Source organism: Desulfobotulus sapovorans DSM 2055 (assembly GCF_059569355.1).
In genome coordinates, this window is the sequence record NZ_JCANVJ010000020.1 from 46,053 (window position 1) to 64,155 (window position 18,103).

The following is an 18,103-nucleotide window of genomic DNA, read 5'->3' on the forward strand; positions in this document are numbered from 1 at the left end:
CCGCACAGGACATGCCTGAAAAAATCAAAAAAAATACACCCCAAAAATCAAAAAAACAGTATAACCAATTTAATTTTTTTGACAAATCCATAAAAAAAAATTCCAAAAAACCTCTATACAGACTTCATAATAGCACGTACTGCGCGGTACAACCTGAGTTTCTGTGTGACTACTATCTTAATCCTTACAGATTCTGCCTCTTTAATAAAGACGTCATTTGCTGTCAATTTGTTTCTTTTACGATAGCAGAAAGTAGATCCACCCCAATGTCTGCCCAATAAAAGAGACCGAGATCTTTCCGGTTAGGAAAAAACTCGGTCTCCTGTCTGATCGCAACTGCTAAAAAAAATATATTTTCGGGAACGCTCCAGAAATCAGAACTTGATTCCTGCTTCCGCAAAGGGACCCGAAAAGGTGGTGTCAATACGAACACCGGCCTCATCAATATCAATGAGGTCATGCCGCCATCCGCCTGCCACAAAAAGAGAACCAATCAGAGGCACACCGAAAAAGCTGCACCTTACCCGGCCAATACCGGAAACAATCTGGTTATCCCCAATGGAAAGCCCCCGCAGTTCAGCTTCAATCCCCAGCATCTCAACAGGCTCAAAACGGGCGGCAAGATAGGCCATGGGGATGGGCACATGAACACTTTTCTTCCCTGTGGTACTCCCCTGGGTCAGTTCGGCTTCCAGCTGGTACACCCGTACGTTGACACCAAAATCCACGCCTAAGGTACCCAGAGAGGCAAGCCCCAGGAAAGGCACCCCGTAGTAAAGGGCCACATCCAGCTGATCCATGGTCAGTTTAGAACTGTAGGGGAGATTGGCACCAAAGGTTTTTCCCGCAAAATTAAATTCATTTGACAGTTTACCGGTACCTTCAAACTCCATGGGAGCAGCCATCACCGCAATATTGGGAATGATGAGGGGCATATCAATCTTGAAGCGGCCCGCAGCCTGTGTTTCGCTGTCATACCCCAGGTCTTTTTCAAGATCCAGTTTGGTTCCGGACTTGCCACTCAGGGTAACCCCCAGATCACCGGAAGGCTGCTGCATCCATCCTCCCACCGCCACCTCCGCATTGAAAAGAGGAAGGGCCAGCAGGGACGCGGGAAAGGCCAGACAGCATAAAAGAGCCGTAACCATCACATTTTTTTTCATCATACACACCTCCTTAAAACCAGATTGTTGAATTTCCAATGGAACCATAAGATTCCAAGCCGCCTTCCTGTTCACAAGACTGCCAGATACTTTTACACCCCCGTATTTCCAGGGCTTCCCACCTTTTCCTGCAAAGATGCAAAAACGCCTTTACCCTCAAGAGCCTCCCGTTTTGTACCGGAAAGGATGGCTTTTACCCTGGCATCCGCCTCCTTTTCTCCCACATAGAGAGGGGCTTCTACCAGCACAAGACGGCACTCCTTACGGGAAAAAGCCAGAAAATTCCGAACCCGGATCTTCTCCCCCTCCTCTTCTTTCAGGCAGCGAAGGAACCATTCCGGCTTTCGCCATTGACCGGGTGGGCTGGAAAAGCCCAGAAGCTCCGCAAAGAGCAGCAGTACCGTTTCCACACCTTCAGCATCCTGAATTTCAAGGGCTACAGCCCCATCATCAGCAAGACCGGATATATCTTTTTCTGTCCAGGACAGATCCAGAAGACCGATGCAGTGTTCATGAAGATATTCCAGGGTTTTTTCTCTCCGGCTGATCAGCACGTCACTGTCCGAAAGAATTTTCCGGGCATTGCGGATGCTGATCATTTCCTTAATGGTGGGGCTTTTTCGCAGGGCCACATCCTCCGGATGGGTACGATAGCGGCTAAGGCCGTTGTCCAGTACCACAACATCCGGAAGTGCGCCTGCCTCTTCCCGGACGTAAAGCTTAAGATCCCGGAGGGATCTGGGGCTGTAGGCACTTTCTGCCAGAAGACGACGCAGGTTTTCCGCATCCACCCTGTCCGGATGTGCTTCCAGGAAAGCCCGGATAGTACGCACAAGTTCATCCAGTGCGATTTTTTTCAACAGGGTTTCGCGAAAAACCATGATCTCTCCTCCCTAAGCATTGCTACCTGAAAAATGAAAGCTAACCTTAGCGGAAAACAGAAGCCATGGAAAGACGGAAAAAAAAATCAGGCCCCCGTACGGCCAAAGCTTTTTTCAAGAAAACGTCTTTCCCACTGAATCCAGATGGGACGTCCATGGGGGCAGCGGGATGGTTGGGTGCAGGCATCCAGTTCTTTAAAAAGATGACGGATTTCCTCGGACTTCAGGGCCTGATTGGCCCGGATGGCGGAATGACAGGCCATGAGAATGAGACAGGCATCCAGGGCTTCGGCCAGACCATTGGCAAGATTCCCACGGGACATTTCCCCCGCCATATCCAGAAAGACCTGTCCCATATCCCCATGGCTCAGAAGATCCGGCACCGCCTTGATAACAAAACTGTTGCCTCCGAAGGGCTCTGCATGCAGGCCCATCCGGGCCAGGGCGGGTAAAAGTTCCAGGGCTGCCGCCGCTTCCCGGAACCCCAGCTCCACCACCTGAGGAACCAGAAGCTGCTGGGACACAACACTGCCCTCTTCGTGCCGCCTGCGAAGGGTTTCATACCGCACCCGTTCATGGGCCGCATGCTGATCCACCAGCACAAGACCGGCATCGGACTCACAGAGAATATAGGTGGAAAGAAGCTGACCGATGACCTTCAGTTCGGAATAAAAACCTCTTTTTTCAAAAAGTGTTTCCCGAACCTCCCGAAAGGCTCGGGGCAAACTCCCCCTCTGACCCTCCTTAAAAAACGAAGCCCCATCTTCCTGCTGCAATGGTTTTAAATCGGTCAGCGGACTTTCTCTTTTTCCGGCAAGAAAGGGTTGCTGCCGGGAAACAGGGGGCTGGGCTTCGCCCACACTCTCCGGCAGACACTCTTCCTCTGTGCTGTCGAGGGGACGGGTATGTTCTTTCCCCGACAAGGAAGGGCGTTCTGATGGATGGAGGACTTCCTGAGGCAGGGCCCCCTTTCCGGAAGTCTCCCGAAAAACCGGCAGAATCCGACCGTGGGTGGCCACAATACCACGCAGACTATCAAGATTCTCCTTTCGGGACTGTGAAGGATGCTGCCATTTCCCCCTATCCTCTGCACACAGGGCACGGGCGACACCATCGCGCACCGCAGCCCATACCCCCCTGCCATCGGCAAACCTCACCTCGTGCTTGGTAGGATGCACGTTTACATCCACCCGGTCGGGATCCACCTCAAGAAAGAGGATGGCCACAGGGTACCGGCCCGTCATCATCCGGCCCTTATAGCCTTCAAAAAGAGCCTTGTACACCGAACGATCCCGCACATGACGCCCATTGACGTAGAGGTAAATCCGCTGGGTGCTGCTGCGGGAAATGTCGGGAGATGCCACCCAGCCCCGCACCCGGATACCTGCTCCCTCCTGATCCACGGGGAAAAGATGGTGCTCCACCTCCTTTCCCAGCACATCCACGGCCCGGAGAAAGGGATCGCCCGCACCCAGATGACGCAGTACCTTGCCGTTATGAAGAAGCTTAAACTGCACATCAGGAAAACCTAAGGCAAGGGAGAGGAGAGTATCGGCAATGTGGCCCATCTCCGTACTTTCAGATTTGAGAAATTTTCTACGGGCAGGCACATTGAAAAAAAGTTTTTTGACGGCAATCACCGTACCCGGAGCCGCACCCGTTTCCGAGACATCGAGAATCCGCCCCCCTTCCACCACAATGCGCACTCCGGAAGAAGCCTCCTGTTCCCGGCTGACCAGCTCAAAACGGGAAACAGAGGCCATGCTGGGAAGTGCTTCTCCCCGGAAACCCAGGGTACGGATGGAAAAGAGATCCGCATCCGTGGCGATTTTGCTGGTGGCATAGCGTTCCAGGGATAAAAGGGCATCATCCGGCCCCATGCCCCTTCCGTTGTCTGAGACCCGGATCTCGGAAAGCCCGCCCCTTTCAATGGCCACCTCAATGAGGCTGCTCTGGGCATCCAGGCTGTTTTCCACAAGCTCCTTCACCACCGAGGCCGGACGCTCCACCACCTCGCCTGCGGCGATTTTGTTGGAAAGAATGTCCGGTAACACACGAATTCTGGGCATGGCCTTCTCCGCATAAAAAAGAGGGAAGGCAAAAGCCCTCCCTCTGTTCAGGTGATTTCCTGGAAGAGAAATACCTCATGGCACCCTTTCCCTCTGGGAGAGGGCCGGGGCGAGGGATCACTTTCAGGGCACCTACACTCCCTGAAAATAGCCTTACCACATTTCTCAGGGAATACGGGAACATCCCTCCTTCCCCGCCTCCCTGGCCCGCCGCACAAGACGCAGCAGAAATTCTGCTTCCAGAGGGGAAAGATCAAAGCGTCTGGCCGCATCCATGGCCAGATCCCCCAGGTTTTTTGCACTGCCCGCAAGCTCTTCCTCTGCAATCCAGGTGCAGGCTCGCCTGATGGCCGGGCTTTCCACCACCCCGTTCATGGCTTCTTCCCGTTTTCCGGATCGGCAAGACCAATGTTCCATGCGGCCTCTTTTTCATAGGCGTAGCCCGCCCTGAAAAGGGTACCTTCGTCAAAGGGTTTTCCCAGAAGCTGAAGCCCCATGGGAAGACCATTTTTTGTGAATCCGCAGGGCAAAGAAAGCCCCGGAATCCCTGCAAGGTTTGCGGATATGGTGAAGATATCGGAAAGGTACATGCTGAGGGGATCTCCCGCCGCAGCCCCTAAGGCAAAGGCGGGGGCAGGCGTTACCGGAGCGGCCATGAGATCACAGCGGGAAAAGGCCTCTGTAAAATCCCTCGCAATGAGGGCCCGGACTTTGAGGGCCTTGTTGTAATAGGCATCATAGTATCCCGAGGACAGGGCATAGGTGCCGATGAGGATGCGGCGCTTCACCTCTTCTCCGAAACCTTCAGAACGGGATCTTTCATAGAGATCAAGGAGATCTGTGGCGCCCTCCGTACGGTAGCCGTAGCGGATGCCGTCAAAACGGGCCAGGTTGGTGCTGGCCTCACTGGAGGCGATGACGTAATAAGCGGCCACGGCATAGGCCATGTGGGGCAAAGGGACTTCCACGGTTTTCGCACCGCAGGCTTGAAGCGCCCGTACCGCTTCCCGGATGGCGGCGGCCATCTCCGGATCCATGCCTTCGGCTCCGTGGTATTCCACGGGAAGACCGATGGTGAGGCCCGAAAGATCTCTGGACAGAAAAGAAGCATAATCCGGAACCGGGATGTCCACCGAGGTACTGTCTCTGGGATCATGACCGGCGATGGCCTGAAGCAGCAGGGCGCAGTCTTCCACATTGCGGGCCATGGGGCCGATCTGATCCAGGGAAGAGGCAAAGGCCACCACACCGTAGCGGGATACCCGGCCATAGGTGGGCTTCATGCCCACCACGCCGCAATGGGCCGCAGGCTGACGGATAGACCCACCCGTATCCGATCCCAGCGAACCCAGGCAAAGTCCTGCGGCGACAGAGGCGGCACTGCCTCCCGAAGACCCTCCGGGAACGCGGGTGATATCCCAGGGATTTTTTACCGGCCCGAAAAAAGAGGTCTCACTGGAAGAGCCCATGGCAAACTCATCCATATTCAGCTTGCCCGTAATCACAGCCCCGGCCTGCAACAGTTTTTCCGCAACGGTGGCATCATAGGGCGACATGAAGTTTTCCAGCATACGGGAGGCACAGGTGGTGCGCATCCCTTTAGTGACGATAAGATCCTTCAGGCCCAGGGGAATACCCGTCAGAGAACCCGCCTCTTTTTTACGGATTTTCTCATCCGCAGCCTCCGCCTGGATCATGGCACTTTCACCGGCCACGGTGATGTAGCTGTTGATCAGGGGGTCTTTTTTTCCGATATCTTCCAGGATCTGCCGGGTCAGTTCCTTTGCGGTGAACTCTCCGGCGTCCAGATGCCTGCGTGCCTCATGGATGGTCAGCCCCTTGGCGCTGATCATATCCCGCCTCCTTACGTTATTTTTATGGCCCGTTGGAACAGGCCCGTGACATCAGATGAATAGTGACATGAGGTGAATAGGATCAGCCTACGATTTTCGGAACCATGAAATGGCCGTCTTCAGACTCCGGCGCATTGGCAAGGGCCATCTCCACACCCACATGGACTCCCACCCCATCCTCCCTCAGGGCATTCACCAGATGCACGGCATGGGACATGGGCGCAATCCCTTGGGTATTCACGGACTGCAGGGTATCCACATAGGCCAGGATGGTATCCAGCTGCTGGGCCATGCGCGCAATTTTGTCCTCTTCCATATGCAGACGGGCAAGGCCAGCCACATGCAGAATTTCTTCCCTTGAAATTTTCATCGTAATTTTTCTCCCGGAATTAAAAACTTTTTCAGCCGAAGAACTATTCCGCCCGCAGCACAAAGCCCCGCACCCGTTCCGCTGCCAGTTTTTCCAATACAGGTTCTGCGGCATCCCGCTTTCCGAACCGGCCTACCCGAACCCGGTACCAGACGCCACCTTCGGCATCCGTTCCTGTCACGGCATAGGCCGCATAACCGGAATCCCGAAAACGCTTCACCAGGAGGGCTGCATCTTCAGGTTTCTTCACAGCAGCCACCTGAATGGTGTACAGCCCTTCCGAAGAAGAAACCGTTGCAGCGGGTGACCCGGATGAAGATGCGGATGACGAGACGGAAGGCTTTGGGGGCGTCGCGACCGGAACTTCGCGGGGCACCGTCCTCTCCCGGATCACCGCCTGGGATGGGACGACAGGTGGCGGAACAGCAGCTATCCTTTCCTCTGTCTCCGGAAGAGAGATCCGCTGCTGCAAAGTTTCCTCTTTCCTGGATGTCGGTGGCTGGGCAAGGGGTGTTTTTTCTCCTGGAAAACGCTGGGTCTTTACGGGCAGATCCGGAGGAGAAAAATCTTCTTCCTGCTTGAGGGCCTCAAAAAAAGCCAGCTCTGGCGTTTCAGGAGAAACAAAAGCCCTCTCTTTCATGAGAAGACGGCGGATGCGGGCTTCCATGTCCGGAATATCAAAGGTGACAGGAGAAATCCCTCTGCCCACAAGTACACCAAGAACAAACATGATCCCTCCGACCAGGGAAACGGAAAAAAACCAGTCCCGACCTGCCGGAGAATCCGTAATGCCACCTGCCTCTTTTTTTTTCTCAGCCCCTCCCCCCATACCCGACTCCTTCTGTCCTACATTTCCTCAGGAGCAGAAATGCCCAGAAGCACAAGTCCATTGCGGATCACCTGCTGCACGGCACGGATCAGTACCAGCCTTGCTGAAGAAAGAACCGTATCTTCACCCAGCACCTTATGCCGGTTGTAATAACTATGAAACGCGGATGCCAGCTCCATCAGATAAAAAGGAATCCTGTGGGGCTCCAGATTTTCACCCGCAAAAGCCATGACTTCTGAAAAACGTCCCATCTGCTTCATGAGGGCAATCTCTTCAGCTTCCACGAGAAGATCAAGCCGGGTCTCATCCGCCAGAACGCCTGTCTCTGCAGCCTTGCGAAGGATACTGGCAATACGTGCATGCACATACTGCACATAAAATACCGGATTCTCATTGCTCTTCTTTTTGGCCAGTTCGAGATCAAAATCCAGGGTGGTTTCATAGCTGCGCATCAAAAAGAAAAAACGGGCTGCATCCCTGCCCACTTCATCCACCACAGCCTTCAGGGTTTCAAACTCACCAGACCGGGTACTCATGGCCACGGGCTGACCGTTACGCAAAAGGGAAACCAGCTGCACCAGAATCACCTGAAAACGATCAGGATCTGTTCCTGTTGCACCGACTGCGGCCTTAATACGCTTGATATAACCATGGTGATCCGCTCCCCAGACATCAATGACGCGGTCAAAACCCCGCTCATACTTATTTTTGTGATAGGCGATATCCGAAGCAAAGTAGGTGGTAATCCCGTTGTTGCGTACCACCACCCTGTCCTTTTCATCCTGCCAGTCCGTGGTGCGGAACCATTTGGCGCCATCCTTCTCATAGACAACCCCGGTAGTCTCAAGCTCCTTCAGCACCGCATCCACGGCTCCGGAGTCATAGAGACTCTGCTCACTGAACCAGTGGTCATGCACGACACCAAAGGCTTCAAGATCTTCCTGAATCCCCTTGAGGATACTCTGGGCGGCAAACCGGGCACAGATCTCAATGCCCCTGGCCTCATCCGCACCCGCAAGCTCGGGAAAACGTTCCTTTGCCTCAAGGGCCAGATCCCGGATATAGTCTCCCTGATAGCAGTCTTCCGGAAAATCCAGCGTCTCCCCCCGCGTCTCCCTGAGACGCAGCCAAACCGACGTCCCCAAAGTACGAATCTGCCTGCCCGAATCGTTGGTATAGTACTCCTTTTCAACGGAATAGCCGCAGGCGGCAAGGATACTGGCCATCGCATCCCCCACCACAGCACCCCGGCCATGCCCGACATGAAGCGGGCCTGTGGGATTGGCACTCACAAATTCCACCTGTACCCTGCGGTTCATCCCCGTATTCACACGGCCAAAGTTCTCCCCCTGATCCAGTACGTCGCGGATTACCGGCAACCAGGCTGAAGGCTTCAGATGAAAATTGATAAAACCCGGCCCCGCGATCTCGATTTTTGCAAGCATGGCCTCAGGGTCTTCCAGATGAGCAAGAAGTATTTCCGCAATCCTGCGGGGCGCCATTTTCTGGGCCTTTGCTCCTGCCATGGCAATGTTTGTGGAAAAATCCCCATGGGTCTCCGCCCTCGGAATTTCAATATCGAAATCCGGAAAATCCGGAGAAACCAGCGCCCCTGAGGCAAAGGCCCGCTGCACAGCATTGTTCACGAGGTTTTTTAACTGATCTTTCATGGATAATGACCTTCCCGGAAATTCACGCTCATCCTGTCCGAAATCCTTTTCTCCAAATAAAGAAGGCGCCAGAGTCCAAACAAAAGAACTCCGTCGCCGCTCTGTGCGGAACCTGCCCCAGATACGGACTCAGATATCAATATCCACGCCGCCCTCGTCTTCGGCAAGCTTGATACTGCCCTTATCCTTGTCATCCAGTTCTTCAAAATCATCCTCATTGTACACATCTTCTTCCATATCATCGTCAAGAAGATCATCAATGAGATCAGAAGCTTCCTCTTCTTTCTCAAAGCTCACCGGTACGGCTTCCTCACGGGAGATAAAATCCATATCATCAAAAACCAGCTCCCTGCGCTCTTCCCCTCCTTTAAAAAGCGAAATCACCGTCTCTGCAAGGGGTTCTGCAAAACCCGCAGGTGGATACATGTTGTGGGTACGCAGTGTCGCAATCAGAGCCTCTTTGCCTGCTGCCATGGCAGATGTCACAAGCTCCGCCGTAAAAGCTTCCTCACAGAGCAGGGAAAAAATACCCGTTTCCAGCTCTGCATACTCCTTGATGGTCAGGGCATTTTCTGCATCCCTGAGTAAAAGATACTTCTGCTTCATTGAGATCTCCTTAAGACCTGACATTTTCAGGCCCAGTGTGGGAATGCAAAAATAAACCTGTTTATTATAAACGCTCACTCCGGCCTGTCAATAATAGGCTCACACAATAGCCCTCCATCCCATAAAAATTGCCCATGGATTTCCATACAACAGCCTTCATTGAAGTGCCCTCTTCAGCAATCCCAGGCCCATATTTTTTTAATACCATACTGTTAGACATCCCATGGCTTTTTATGGACACCACCGTCCAGGAACCGATGGCGTGAAAAAGAAACCCAACAAACAAAAAAACATTGACGCCGTATAGTCCTCGGTGCTACACAACCGAACTGTTGATGCTGGGAGGAGTGGCCGAGTGGTTGAAGGCGGCGGTCTTGAAAACCGTTGGGTGTAACAGCCCCGTGGGTTCGAATCCTACCTCCTCCGCCATGCGGAATGCAATACACGGAGAGATGGCCGAGTAGGTCGAAGGCGCACGCCTGCTAAGCGTGTATACGCCAAAAGCGTATCGAGGGTTCGAATCCCTCTCTCTCCGCCATTTTTAAGATTTTTTACATCTGATTTCAGCACATTAGATACAAAGCAGGAAAAATGTCCATAGGGCTATCCATAGGGAACCCTTGTGGTAGAAAAGATCAGACCCAAAAACAAAAAAGATAAAGAAGCCGGAAATTTTTGGCTTCTTTTTTTTATGGAAAAAATGGGAAAGGCATATACCTTTCCCGTTTATTTTAAGCGGAAACATTTTTGATGGATGACTTAAAAGCTTCGATGTCCTCGGCACACCACCCGATGAGCTTGCCGTCCTGACCAAATCTTCTCGGCTGCGGGAAAATCCCATTCTTGCACCATCGCCAGATAGTGCTTCTGGCCACACAAAATTCCGACATTACGTCCCTCACCCGGTAGAATTTTTTCTCTTTGATTACAATTCCCATTCCTTCTGCCAAAGAGGTCTGTTCCGTTTTATCTTTCATCTTTTCTGTTTTCACACCTCACTCCTTTCATCCGCTCTAAGGTAACAGTATCTGCACAGCATCCTGAGGCCCGGATCTACGGGTTGTCTGCCGCAGCAGGCGCATTTTTTCCGGCCCTGACGTCGGACTGTTGTCCGGAGTCTGGCCCTGTCGTTTGTTTCTTTGATCTTCAGCAGTTCCGCGCGTGAAAAAATCCGTTTTCCTCCGGCACCCTTGTAGCTCCGGAGCTGTTTCCCTGATGCCTTTTTATTAAGGGTGGTCGGATGCCATCCCGTAAGGGCCATGGCCTCCTGAATATCCACCGCATCCTCTGCCGGGATCACAGGCTGGGGACGCTGCTTCCGGAACCGGGGAAGGGAGAGAATTTCTTCCATGGACACAAGGCGCTCTCCCCTGCTGTTTTTCTCGGAACGGATTTTTCCCATACGGATCCAGGAGTGGAGGGTGGCCGCCGGGATTTTAAGGCTGCTGGACACGTCCCTGATGCTTTGCATGATGTGCCTCCTATGCCACCTGCCAGAGGCTGTCGATGCGTCCGGCTTTGAGGCGGCGTTTCAGATTGGGATCCCGGAGTCCGCTTTTTCTGGCCTCCGTTTTGGTGCGGGCCATGGCCATGGATCGCCGGGGTTTTTCGGCCCTGCGGTTCCGCATCCGGTAAAAGGTGATGATGTGCAGGGCGCGGCTGCCGGGGCAGGAGATCACGCAGAAATCATCCAGCCTGTGCAGTATCCGGCCTTCCCGGTTGGGCATGGCCACGCCTGCGGCGAGGACGGCCAGCAGATGGGGCAGGCCGAGGTTGCGTTCCCGCATACGGCGTTCGGCGTGTTCGGTGAGGGAGACGAGCATGGGACCTCCTTCATGGGTATGAATTGTGAGGATTGCAAATCTCTATCCTAAGCCGCTTCCACCCAGGCCCGGATTGCAGGAAGTTCTTTCATCAGAGCGTTTTTGAGGTGTGTCTCTTTCCGGTCTCCGGTGAAGTATCCCCGGAACGGCACGACCAGTATCCGCCTGCGGCAGCCCTCGCCCAGTCTTTCAAAATCCGGTTCTTTGTCGTGGCAAAAAACCAGACTGCATATCGGCCTGAACTCAAAGGGCTTCTGGAATTTTAAGGCTCCGAAAAGGGTATCCCCGCTGACGATGGACTTAAACCAGGAGACCCGGGGAAGAGGCAGGCCGCTTAGGCTGATGACCAGCTTTTTGCCCCGGATACGGGCGCGTTCAAACGGGCTGTGGATGTGCTGAAAGTCGATGGATGCGGTGTTTTCGTCTCTGGCCAGTGCCATCAGCATAAAAGCCAGAGTGCTTTTGCCGCTGCGTGAAGGGCCATGGAGGTACAGGGCTTTTTCATTGGGGCCATCCCCCAGACATGCGGCCATCCATTCCCGCAGGGCATGAATGACTGCGGCATCCTGAATGCTGTCTTCGAGAAAGCGCAGCCATGTGGGGCATCCGGTTTCGGGAGGAAAAAGGGTTGTCTGAGGTGCGGTCTGGGCCTGCTGCATCATGATGGTGGCCTCCTTATTTCTGGTGTGTTTTCCGGAAAACCTGCTCCCGGATCAGTTTTCTCTTTTCGGCATCCTGTCTGGCCCTTTCCAGGGCCTTGCCACACTGCTCATAGCTGCGGGACAGCATTTCCAGAGCGTCTGTTTTCATGCCAGCTCCTTTCGGGGTTCTTCGGCCTGCTCTTCTTCGATGATGGCATTCATCCGCCGTATCAGACGGCTCCTGCCGATGTCCCAGCCGAGTTTGTAGGCCGAGTTGATCACGTCCAGAATGTGCCAGAGATCTGAATCCGAAGCTCCTGCGTCCACGATGACCAGCCCATGGCCGGAAGGCCCCACCAGTGTGGCTGTGGAGGCGGTTCTTTCAATCCGGCATTTTTCGGGAGGGTAGCATGTCATCTGCCGCCTCCTTCCAGAAGCATCTGCTCCATGGCTTTTACATTGGCCAGATGCCGGGCAAGGTCGCCCACGGTGCGATGCTCTTTCGCCGCACGACTGAGGATGGCGCGGGTCTGCTGTCGGTTGCCCCTGCCCGTGAAGCCCAGGCGGATGTTTTGGGAATTGCATTCTTCCTTTGTCATGGCTATACTCCCTTCGCTTTGTGTTGTTTTCAGCCCTTGTACGGTGGCCGCCGTGCAGGGGCTTTGCTTTTTATGAAGACTGGCGCTCTTCAAAGATAAATTTGCTCAATTCCAGGAAAAATGTGGCAATCTGCAAGAATCCCTTTGCGATCTTCAGGTGAAAAACTCCAAGCTTCCCAAAGACCCTGAAGGGAAGCGGATGGCAGAGGAATTGACGGAGCACAGGAGGGCATTTTTCAAAAGAAAAGCCTCGGGTGCATATCACGAAGCGGTTTATTGCTTTTCGTGAAGGATGCCCGTGGGTTCCCCTGAAGGATTCACTTTTTGCGGATACGGCAGATGGGGTGTGCGGCAGTTGACGCAAAATTGCTTCTGCCAAATGACGGGCATGAGTCTCATCAATGGAAATCCTGACAACCTCACCGCCAGCCAGATCAAAACCAAGCCCCATATGCCCGGTTTCGGAATCGAAAGTGGTTATGTTTCTCCATGTGGCTGGAAGATAGATAGCGGATATCCGGCTCATGTGTGTTTCTCCCTTGTGTTGTTTTCAGCCCTTGTGCGGTGGCCGCCGTGCAGAGGCTTTTTTGGGTAAACACTAGGCTGATTTAATTAGCCAAGTTAATGTATTTTTTAGTCTTGGGCTAAAAAAAAGACGCAAAAAAAGCCCTTGTAAAAGGGCTTTTGGGGGAACCTATCGGATTTATTTGTTTTTAGAAGGGTCTGGGGGAAGGATTTTTATAAAGGAAAAATAGGTGTCTCCCCTCTGGAGCATAAAGATGTCCATGGTCAGGGGGCCACGGGTGGGGCGGTGCAAACGTGCCAGACGGCGGGCAGCTCCGTCATTGTTCACTTCTTCTATAAGGGCTGTTCGTTCTTCGGGGTCTATATAGATCTGGTCTGGCGTTTCTATATGCCTGGGGTCGTAACCGAGAGCTTCATGCCACAGCCCCCAGTGTGCATCCAGAATTTTTGTCCTGGTGGAGATGATGCGGAGTACGTCCGTCCCACCATGATCCCAGACCCAGCCAACCAGTAAATGCCTGATTTTGTGACACGCCAGAAAAACAACATCCGGCAGCATGGCATCCTGTATGCGTCGGTCTTGCCCGGAACGCCTCTCCTCGTGAACAGGAAAGTCTTCCCTGCGCCTGTCTGGAGTCTGGCGCCGCTCCAAGGATAACCTCAGGCGTGCCGCAATTACTCCCCCACGGCGGATTGTGGCGTGGCAGGATAGGAAAGCTCTGTTTTCAGCGTAAGAATTTCTGTTTTCAGTGCCATGTTTTCGGTGCTCAGCACACCCATTTTTTGCACCAGATCTGTCTTTTCTGTCTGTAGCGTCTGAACTGTCTGCAACAGATCATCAATGCGCCGCTCCAGCCGTTCCACACGATCTTCCAGCCTCTCGTTTCTCCTGTCAGCCCTCTCCAGGGCCTGCCTCATGTCCTGTATGCGCTCATCATAAATGTCCATCGTACGACTCCTGGCCTGCTCCCGCAGGGCCTGTGGCATGAATGTCGTCGAAGCCTGGACGGGGGTGGGCGCATGACAGGCAGAAGCTGCGGACACGCTCGTACCTTCATCCTGCAAAATCTCACGCGGATCTATTTGCAGGTAACGACAGATATCAGGCCACTTGGAAGCTGCGGGGGACTTAAACCGCCTCCATTGCGATACTGTGGCATCGGAAACACCCATGTCCGCCGCAAACTGTTTGGCGGGGATTCCGAGGGCTTTTATCTGTCGATCTATGAGGCTGCATATGTGAGGTGTCTTTGTCATGAGCTTAAAATACCCCGCCAGCCAAAAAAGGGGAGAAAAAAATTTAACAGATGTTTTGCCAAGAGCTAAAAATATTATTGACCTGGCTTTTTTATTGAGCTAACAATGTCCCCATGAAAAAGATACCTTTTACAACCACAATGGCAAAACTGGCAGGGATCAAACCCGCTTCTCTCTCAAAATTATGCTCGGGCCAGACACTTCCTGCCCGGGAAACATGCATCCGTCTTTCTGAGGTAACGGGTCTGCCTCCGACAGTTTTTATGTGGCCAGACAGATATGGAAACCCCTGGCCTGCATTGCGGGAAAACTGGCACGAAATAGGCCCCTACATCATGGATCGGAAATCCGGAGAAAACCCAAAGCTTCCCCCCTGCCTCGCGGCCTTTGGGCAGCAGCCGGAAGCAAAATAAGCAGATTAAAAAGCAGGATGAACGCAAAAATTCCATTCATTTCTGCGGGAAGAAAATTTCATTTCTCAGGATAAAAAAACAGGCCAGTCAAAGGAGCATCCATGAACGACATCAACGCCATTTTGTATGAAGCCCTGATCCAGAACCGAGAAGATCAGGTGCTGGTACCGCAGGTGGCCACCATGGCAGGCATGGCGGCACGAACCGTCTACGAATACTGCTCCGATCCCCGCCGCACTCCGGACATCCGGGCCATCCGTGCGGCCTTTGCCGTGACCCAAAGCCCCACCATCAAAATGCTGCTGGAACCTCCGGGATGGCGGCTGATGCCGGTTTCTGATCTGGCCACACCCGGAACAAACAGCCTCAGCCATGAAATCGAAGATGTGGTCATCCAGACCGGCGCGCTGATGCAGCATCTCCGGGACGGGCTGATGTCCAAAGAAACGGCCACGGTGGTCAAAACCGCCCGGCTCATCGGCAATCTGGAAAGGGAAGTCATGGAAGTGCGAAGACTCTTTGAAGACACCGTAAGGAAGGGGGGAGAATGGGAAGCCTGATCGCCGTATCCGGCACCCATGGCGTGGGTAAATCCACCCGCGTTCTGGAGCTGGCCCAGGAAATGAAGATGCAGCACCCCGGCGCTACGGTGGGACTCATTCAGGAGCTGGCCGCCTGCTGCCCCATACCTGTCAGCCCGCACACAACGCCCGAGGCCCAGCGCTGGATTTTTGCCACCCAGCTTGCCCAGGAGCTGGAAATGCTCTGCCGCTATGATCTGGTGATCTCCGACCGCAGTGCGGTGGATGCCATTGCCTACACCCATGCTTCAGGGTTTTTTCGTCTGGCAGAAGGCATGATGGGCCTTATGGAAAGCCATCTGCCCCTGTACGAGCGCATTCACTTCCGCATGAGCGGCAAAAATGACTTTCACTTTGCCGATGGTGTTCGGGATGAATGCCGGGATTTTCGTCTGCGGGTGGAGCGCACCATGCTGGACATTTACGCCCGTCTGGGCCTTGGCAAGGGGTCTCCGGGTTTTGTGCTGGAGTAAGGGGGGAGTATGGAAGATTTCATTGCTTTGACAATCAAGAGAAAAAGGCTTTTGTCTCAGCTTATGAAACGAAAAGCCCTGAACCTTGAAGGCCCTGAAAAGCGTGTGATGCACCTCAGGGCCAGACTGGCAGATCTGGATGCAGACAGGCTTGAGAAAGAATACGGGACGCCGGTTTGACTGGTTAGCCGGGCAGGGAGAACGCTATGGGAAAAGCCGTTGAATTCTTAAATCCCGAAGAGCGGGCAGTCATCGCCAGGAGGTGTTTTCAGGAAGATTCCCGCAGCAGCACCGAAAAGGAGTTGCGGGGCCTGTGCCCCTTCCATGACGACAAAAACGCATCCTTTTCCTATTCTCCGGGAAAAGACGCATATAACTGTCTGGCCTGCGGTGCTGCCGGTGATCTCATTAAATTATGGGGTCATGCCCAGGGCAAGGCATCCCCGAAGGAGGCGTTTCAGGCATTCTGTGGCCAGTACAAGCCACAGGATCAGCCAGCAGGGGGCAGTGTGCCAACGACAGAGCAAATGGCAGCGGCGTGGGATCAGTTTCCCCCTCTGCCTCCGGAGATGTGCTCCCGTCTGTGCCGGGACAGGGCATGGACCGAGGACGGGATCACATCTCTGGACCTTAGACTGCAAACCCTCCGGTGGAATCCCAAGGTCGGTGGTTTTGTAGATGACAGGTACAAAAACCGAATAGCCTTTGCGGTACGGGACGATTCCGGGAAAATCCGGAACATTCGCTCGTACATGCCCGGTGCCAGTGAGTTTAAACTCCTTTCCGTTGCCAAGGGCATGGGAGAGAGCCGCCTCTGGCCGCATCCTTCAACGCTGACTGATGGCCCTGTCTGGATCTGTGAGGGCGAGCCGGACGTAATCTGCGCCCGGAGCCACGGGATAAACGCCATTACCCAGACCACAGGTGCCCTGAGCTGGAAAAAGCAGTTCAATTTAAACTTTGAGGGCCGGGATATGGTGCTGGCCTATGATGCCGACGGCGCAGGGATTCGGGGGGCGGACAAAACAGCGGCTTCTTTATCAAAGGTGGCGGCGTCGGTTCGTGTTTTAAAATGGCCCGACTTCATGGGCCGGGTGGATGGTGCGTGGCCCGAGGGTGGCGGTCAGGACCTGACGGACTGGTTTGCAAAGCACAGGCGGTCAGCCTCCGAACTGGAAGCCCTTCTGGGGGAAAGTCCAGTCATGGCTTCCGAGCCGGGTCGCCCTGAATCCGTAGAACGGTTTTTTTCCGGCCGCTCTTTTCAGCATGCAAAACTCGCCCGGGAGCTGTACCGGGAAAACCCCCTGATTTTCGATACCAAAACAAAGACCTTATATAGGTGGAACGGGAAGAACTGGGCCAGCATCAGTGAAGTGGTGATCCAGCAGCGGGCACAGGCCCTGCTACAGGATGAATCCACCATGGCGAGAATATCCGATGCCACGTCACAGGTGGCTGTCATGGCGGCCATGCCTGCAGAGCAGGAACTGGACAACAATCCGGATCTGGTCCCCCTTGAAAATGGCATGCTCAGCCTCTCCACGGCGGAGCTTCTGCCCCATACCAAAGAGTATTTAAACACCTACAGACTGCCAGTATCCTTCGATCCTGATGCAAGATGCGAGCGCTGGGAGCAGTTTTTGGCAGAGACCATTCAGGACGTGGCAACCATAAAAGTGGTGCAGGAGTGGTTCGGGTATTGCCTCACCCGTGACACCAGCCATGAAAAGGCCATGTTTTTGATCGGGCCGGGCAGCGATGGCAAATCAACATTTTTACACGTCATTCAGGAGCTGATCGGGGAGCGCAATTCATCGGCGGTCAATATGACTGACATGGCCAAAGAACATTACAGGGCCACGCTGATAGGAAAGCTCCTGAACACCGCCTCCGAGACCGAGGGGGCTGCCTTTGAATCCGACTGGTTCAAGGCCATCGTTTCCGGAGACAAAATTTCTGCGTCCTTCAAATTTAAAGACGTTTTCGATTTTTCCCCCTACGTCAAGCTGATGTTTGCCAACAACCGCTGGCCAAAGGTCAAGCTCATCTTCTACAGTCCAATTTTAATAATCCAATGAATTCAATGCGATAAAAAGCAATAACAAACCTTTGGCACCACCTGTTATCCTGTTTTCCCAAAACGCTCTTTTTTATGTTTCGCAAATTGCCTGTGGCATGGCCACACCAACAGCCTTGAATATTTTTCCACATACGCCATGACTTCTTGTACGAAGTGCAAGTCTTCGACCATTATCTTCCACAATAACTCTTTGCAGAGACTCAAGGTCATTGCGGATGGTTGCCCATTCAAAGTGATGACCAGCGGCTTCAAGTCTCATGGCGAGCTCTT

The 18,103-nt window shown here is 53.6% G+C and carries 24 protein-coding genes, 2 tRNA genes and 1 pseudogene; 7 read left to right on the forward strand and 20 right to left on the reverse strand.

Annotation, left to right across the window (positions count from 1 at the left end; all coding sequences use genetic code 11):
- Positions 1–374: 374 nt before the first annotated feature.
- The 9 genes from BR04_RS12680 to BR04_RS12720 form a co-directional block, all read right to left on the reverse strand.
- Positions 375–1,166 carry a TIGR04219 family outer membrane beta-barrel protein gene (locus tag BR04_RS12680; protein ID WP_496356388.1) on the reverse strand — a complete coding sequence of 264 codons (792 nt, stop codon included), beginning with the start codon at positions 1,164–1,166 and terminating at the stop codon, positions 375–377.
- Positions 1,167–1,255: 89 nt separating this feature from the next.
- Positions 1,256–2,044, reverse strand: coding sequence for a hypothetical protein (locus tag BR04_RS12685; protein ID WP_496356389.1), 789 nt, complete (start codon positions 2,042–2,044; stop codon positions 1,256–1,258).
- An 86-nt stretch (positions 2,045–2,130) separates the two neighbouring features.
- On the reverse strand, positions 2,131–4,113 hold the full coding sequence (gene mutL, locus BR04_RS12690; RefSeq protein ID WP_496356390.1) for a DNA mismatch repair endonuclease MutL: 1,983 nt from the start codon (positions 4,111–4,113) through the stop codon (positions 2,131–2,133).
- Positions 4,114–4,278: 165 nt separating this feature from the next.
- Complete coding sequence (locus BR04_RS12695) at positions 4,279–4,530, reverse strand: hypothetical protein (protein WP_496356391.1); 252 nt, start codon at positions 4,528–4,530, stop codon at positions 4,279–4,281.
- Positions 4,485–5,966 (reverse strand): Asp-tRNA(Asn)/Glu-tRNA(Gln) amidotransferase subunit GatA, encoded by a 1,482-nt coding sequence (gatA, locus tag BR04_RS12700; protein ID WP_496356392.1) that lies wholly within the window; start codon positions 5,964–5,966, stop codon positions 4,485–4,487. The genes BR04_RS12695 and gatA overlap by 46 nt, the downstream gene beginning before the upstream one ends.
- 82 nt (positions 5,967–6,048) lie before the next feature.
- Positions 6,049–6,336 (reverse strand): Asp-tRNA(Asn)/Glu-tRNA(Gln) amidotransferase subunit GatC, encoded by a 288-nt coding sequence (gene gatC, locus BR04_RS12705; RefSeq protein ID WP_496356393.1) that lies wholly within the window; start codon positions 6,334–6,336, stop codon positions 6,049–6,051.
- A 43-nt stretch (positions 6,337–6,379) separates the two neighbouring features.
- Positions 6,380–7,165 carry an SPOR domain-containing protein gene (locus BR04_RS12710; protein ID WP_496356394.1) on the reverse strand — a complete coding sequence of 262 codons (786 nt, stop codon included), beginning with the start codon at positions 7,163–7,165 and terminating at the stop codon, positions 6,380–6,382.
- Positions 7,166–7,182: 17 nt separating this feature from the next.
- A complete protein-coding gene (gene argS / locus BR04_RS12715; protein WP_496356395.1) occupies positions 7,183–8,835 on the reverse strand; it encodes an arginine--tRNA ligase in 1,653 nt (550 codons plus the stop codon).
- A 129-nt stretch (positions 8,836–8,964) separates the two neighbouring features.
- Complete coding sequence (locus BR04_RS12720; RefSeq protein WP_496356396.1) at positions 8,965–9,441, reverse strand: hypothetical protein; 477 nt, start codon at positions 9,439–9,441, stop codon at positions 8,965–8,967.
- A 341-nt stretch (positions 9,442–9,782) separates the two neighbouring features.
- Here BR04_RS12720 and BR04_RS12725 point away from each other — a divergent pair.
- Positions 9,783–9,870, forward strand: a tRNA-Ser gene (locus BR04_RS12725).
- A 17-nt stretch (positions 9,871–9,887) separates the two neighbouring features.
- A tRNA-Ser gene (locus BR04_RS12730) sits at positions 9,888–9,979 on the forward strand.
- A 193-nt stretch (positions 9,980–10,172) separates the two neighbouring features.
- Here BR04_RS12730 and BR04_RS12735 read toward each other — a convergent pair.
- The 10 genes from BR04_RS12735 to BR04_RS12780 all read right to left on the reverse strand — a co-directional run bounded on the left by BR04_RS12735 (position 10,173) and on the right by BR04_RS12780 (position 13,977).
- Positions 10,173–10,433 (reverse strand): helix-turn-helix transcriptional regulator, encoded by a 261-nt coding sequence (locus BR04_RS12735; RefSeq protein ID WP_496356397.1) that lies wholly within the window; start codon positions 10,431–10,433, stop codon positions 10,173–10,175.
- Positions 10,430–10,912 (reverse strand): MerR family transcriptional regulator, encoded by a 483-nt coding sequence (locus BR04_RS12740; RefSeq protein ID WP_496356398.1) that lies wholly within the window; start codon positions 10,910–10,912, stop codon positions 10,430–10,432. Before BR04_RS12740 ends, BR04_RS12735 begins: the two co-directional genes overlap by 4 nt.
- A gap of 10 nt (positions 10,913–10,922) precedes the next feature.
- Complete coding sequence (locus BR04_RS12745; RefSeq protein ID WP_496356399.1) at positions 10,923–11,264, reverse strand: DUF4258 domain-containing protein; 342 nt, start codon at positions 11,262–11,264, stop codon at positions 10,923–10,925.
- 47 nt (positions 11,265–11,311) lie between these two features.
- Complete coding sequence (locus BR04_RS12750; protein WP_496356400.1) at positions 11,312–11,926, reverse strand: DUF5906 domain-containing protein; 615 nt, start codon at positions 11,924–11,926, stop codon at positions 11,312–11,314.
- A gap of 13 nt (positions 11,927–11,939) precedes the next feature.
- Positions 11,940–12,074, reverse strand: coding sequence for a hypothetical protein (locus BR04_RS12755; protein ID WP_496356401.1), 135 nt, complete (start codon positions 12,072–12,074; stop codon positions 11,940–11,942).
- A complete protein-coding gene (locus BR04_RS12760) occupies positions 12,071–12,322 on the reverse strand; it encodes a hypothetical protein (protein ID WP_496356402.1) in 252 nt (83 codons plus the stop codon). Before BR04_RS12760 ends, BR04_RS12755 begins: the two co-directional genes overlap by 4 nt.
- On the reverse strand, positions 12,319–12,504 hold the full coding sequence (locus tag BR04_RS12765) for a hypothetical protein (protein ID WP_496356403.1): 186 nt from the start codon (positions 12,502–12,504) through the stop codon (positions 12,319–12,321). The genes BR04_RS12760 and BR04_RS12765 overlap by 4 nt, the downstream gene beginning before the upstream one ends.
- Before the next feature lie 70 nt (positions 12,505–12,574).
- Positions 12,575–13,030 (reverse strand): hypothetical protein, encoded by a 456-nt coding sequence (locus BR04_RS12770; protein WP_496356404.1) that lies wholly within the window; start codon positions 13,028–13,030, stop codon positions 12,575–12,577.
- 177 nt (positions 13,031–13,207) lie between these two features.
- Complete coding sequence (locus tag BR04_RS12775) at positions 13,208–13,588, reverse strand: hypothetical protein (protein ID WP_496356405.1); 381 nt, start codon at positions 13,586–13,588, stop codon at positions 13,208–13,210.
- 116 nt (positions 13,589–13,704) lie between these two features.
- Entirely contained in the window at positions 13,705–13,977 is a 273-nt protein-coding gene (locus BR04_RS12780; protein WP_496356406.1) for a hypothetical protein, read from the reverse strand.
- Positions 13,978–14,426: 449 nt separating this feature from the next.
- On the opposite strand from BR04_RS12780, the gene BR04_RS12785 reads away from it, so the two are divergent.
- The 5 genes from BR04_RS12785 to BR04_RS12805 all read left to right on the forward strand — a co-directional run bounded on the left by BR04_RS12785 (position 14,427) and on the right by BR04_RS12805 (position 17,831).
- Positions 14,427–14,699: a helix-turn-helix domain-containing protein gene (locus BR04_RS12785; RefSeq protein ID WP_496356411.1), complete on the forward strand. Its 273-nt coding sequence runs from the start codon at positions 14,427–14,429 to the stop codon at positions 14,697–14,699.
- 101 nt (positions 14,700–14,800) lie between these two features.
- Positions 14,801–15,259 (forward strand): hypothetical protein, encoded by a 459-nt coding sequence (locus BR04_RS12790; protein ID WP_496356407.1) that lies wholly within the window; start codon positions 14,801–14,803, stop codon positions 15,257–15,259.
- The gene (locus tag BR04_RS12795) at positions 15,247–15,753 is read left to right on the forward strand and encodes an AAA family ATPase (protein ID WP_496356408.1); all 507 of its coding nucleotides are present in this window, start codon (positions 15,247–15,249) and stop codon (positions 15,751–15,753) included. Before BR04_RS12790 ends, BR04_RS12795 begins: the two co-directional genes overlap by 13 nt.
- Positions 15,754–15,762: 9 nt before the next feature.
- On the forward strand, positions 15,763–15,933 hold the full coding sequence (locus BR04_RS12800; RefSeq protein WP_496356409.1) for a hypothetical protein: 171 nt from the start codon (positions 15,763–15,765) through the stop codon (positions 15,931–15,933).
- 26 nt (positions 15,934–15,959) lie between these two features.
- On the forward strand, positions 15,960–17,831 hold the full coding sequence (locus tag BR04_RS12805) for a phage/plasmid primase, P4 family (protein WP_496356410.1): 1,872 nt from the start codon (positions 15,960–15,962) through the stop codon (positions 17,829–17,831).
- A 72-nt stretch (positions 17,832–17,903) separates the two neighbouring features.
- On the opposite strand, the pseudogene BR04_RS12810 reads toward BR04_RS12805, so the two are convergent.
- Positions 17,904–18,103 (reverse strand): annotated as a pseudogene (locus BR04_RS12810) (IS1634 family transposase); the annotation flags it as partial.

Bases quoted from the DNA above. Each gene is read 5' to 3' on its own strand.
- BR04_RS12680 (WP_496356388.1), bottom strand. From the start codon at position 1,166: ATGATGAAAAAAAATGTGATGGTTACGGCTCTTTTATGCTGTCTGGCC.
- BR04_RS12685 (WP_496356389.1), bottom strand. From the start codon at position 2,044: ATGGTTTTTCGCGAAACCCTGTTGAAAAAAATCGCACTGGATGAACTT.
- mutL (WP_496356390.1), bottom strand. From the start codon at position 4,113: ATGCCCAGAATTCGTGTGTTACCGGACATTCTTTCCAACAAAATCGCC.
- BR04_RS12695 (WP_496356391.1), bottom strand. From the start codon at position 4,530: ATGGAACATTGGTCTTGCCGATCCGGAAAACGGGAAGAAGCCATGAAC.
- gatA (WP_496356392.1), bottom strand. From the start codon at position 5,966: ATGATCAGCGCCAAGGGGCTGACCATCCATGAGGCACGCAGGCATCTG.
- gatC (WP_496356393.1), bottom strand. From the start codon at position 6,336: ATGAAAATTTCAAGGGAAGAAATTCTGCATGTGGCTGGCCTTGCCCGT.
- BR04_RS12710 (WP_496356394.1), bottom strand. From the start codon at position 7,165: ATGGGGGGAGGGGCTGAGAAAAAAAAAGAGGCAGGTGGCATTACGGAT.
- argS (WP_496356395.1), bottom strand. From the start codon at position 8,835: ATGAAAGATCAGTTAAAAAACCTCGTGAACAATGCTGTGCAGCGGGCC.
- BR04_RS12720 (WP_496356396.1), bottom strand. From the start codon at position 9,441: ATGAAGCAGAAGTATCTTTTACTCAGGGATGCAGAAAATGCCCTGACC.
- BR04_RS12740 (WP_496356398.1), bottom strand. From the start codon at position 10,912: ATGCAAAGCATCAGGGACGTGTCCAGCAGCCTTAAAATCCCGGCGGCC.
- BR04_RS12745 (WP_496356399.1), bottom strand. From the start codon at position 11,264: ATGCTCGTCTCCCTCACCGAACACGCCGAACGCCGTATGCGGGAACGC.
- BR04_RS12750 (WP_496356400.1), bottom strand. From the start codon at position 11,926: ATGATGCAGCAGGCCCAGACCGCACCTCAGACAACCCTTTTTCCTCCC.
- BR04_RS12755 (WP_496356401.1), bottom strand. From the start codon at position 12,074: ATGAAAACAGACGCTCTGGAAATGCTGTCCCGCAGCTATGAGCAGTGT.
- BR04_RS12760 (WP_496356402.1), bottom strand. From the start codon at position 12,322: ATGACATGCTACCCTCCCGAAAAATGCCGGATTGAAAGAACCGCCTCC.
- BR04_RS12765 (WP_496356403.1), bottom strand. From the start codon at position 12,504: ATGACAAAGGAAGAATGCAATTCCCAAAACATCCGCCTGGGCTTCACG.
- BR04_RS12770 (WP_496356404.1), bottom strand. From the start codon at position 13,030: ATGAGCCGGATATCCGCTATCTATCTTCCAGCCACATGGAGAAACATA.
- BR04_RS12775 (WP_496356405.1), bottom strand. From the start codon at position 13,588: ATGCTGCCGGATGTTGTTTTTCTGGCGTGTCACAAAATCAGGCATTTA.
- BR04_RS12780 (WP_496356406.1), bottom strand. From the start codon at position 13,977: ATGGACATTTATGATGAGCGCATACAGGACATGAGGCAGGCCCTGGAG.
- BR04_RS12785 (WP_496356411.1), top strand. From the start codon at position 14,427: ATGGCAAAACTGGCAGGGATCAAACCCGCTTCTCTCTCAAAATTATGC.
- BR04_RS12790 (WP_496356407.1), top strand. From the start codon at position 14,801: ATGAACGACATCAACGCCATTTTGTATGAAGCCCTGATCCAGAACCGA.
- BR04_RS12795 (WP_496356408.1), top strand. From the start codon at position 15,247: ATGGGAAGCCTGATCGCCGTATCCGGCACCCATGGCGTGGGTAAATCC.
- BR04_RS12800 (WP_496356409.1), top strand. From the start codon at position 15,763: ATGGAAGATTTCATTGCTTTGACAATCAAGAGAAAAAGGCTTTTGTCT.
- BR04_RS12805 (WP_496356410.1), top strand. From the start codon at position 15,960: ATGGGAAAAGCCGTTGAATTCTTAAATCCCGAAGAGCGGGCAGTCATC.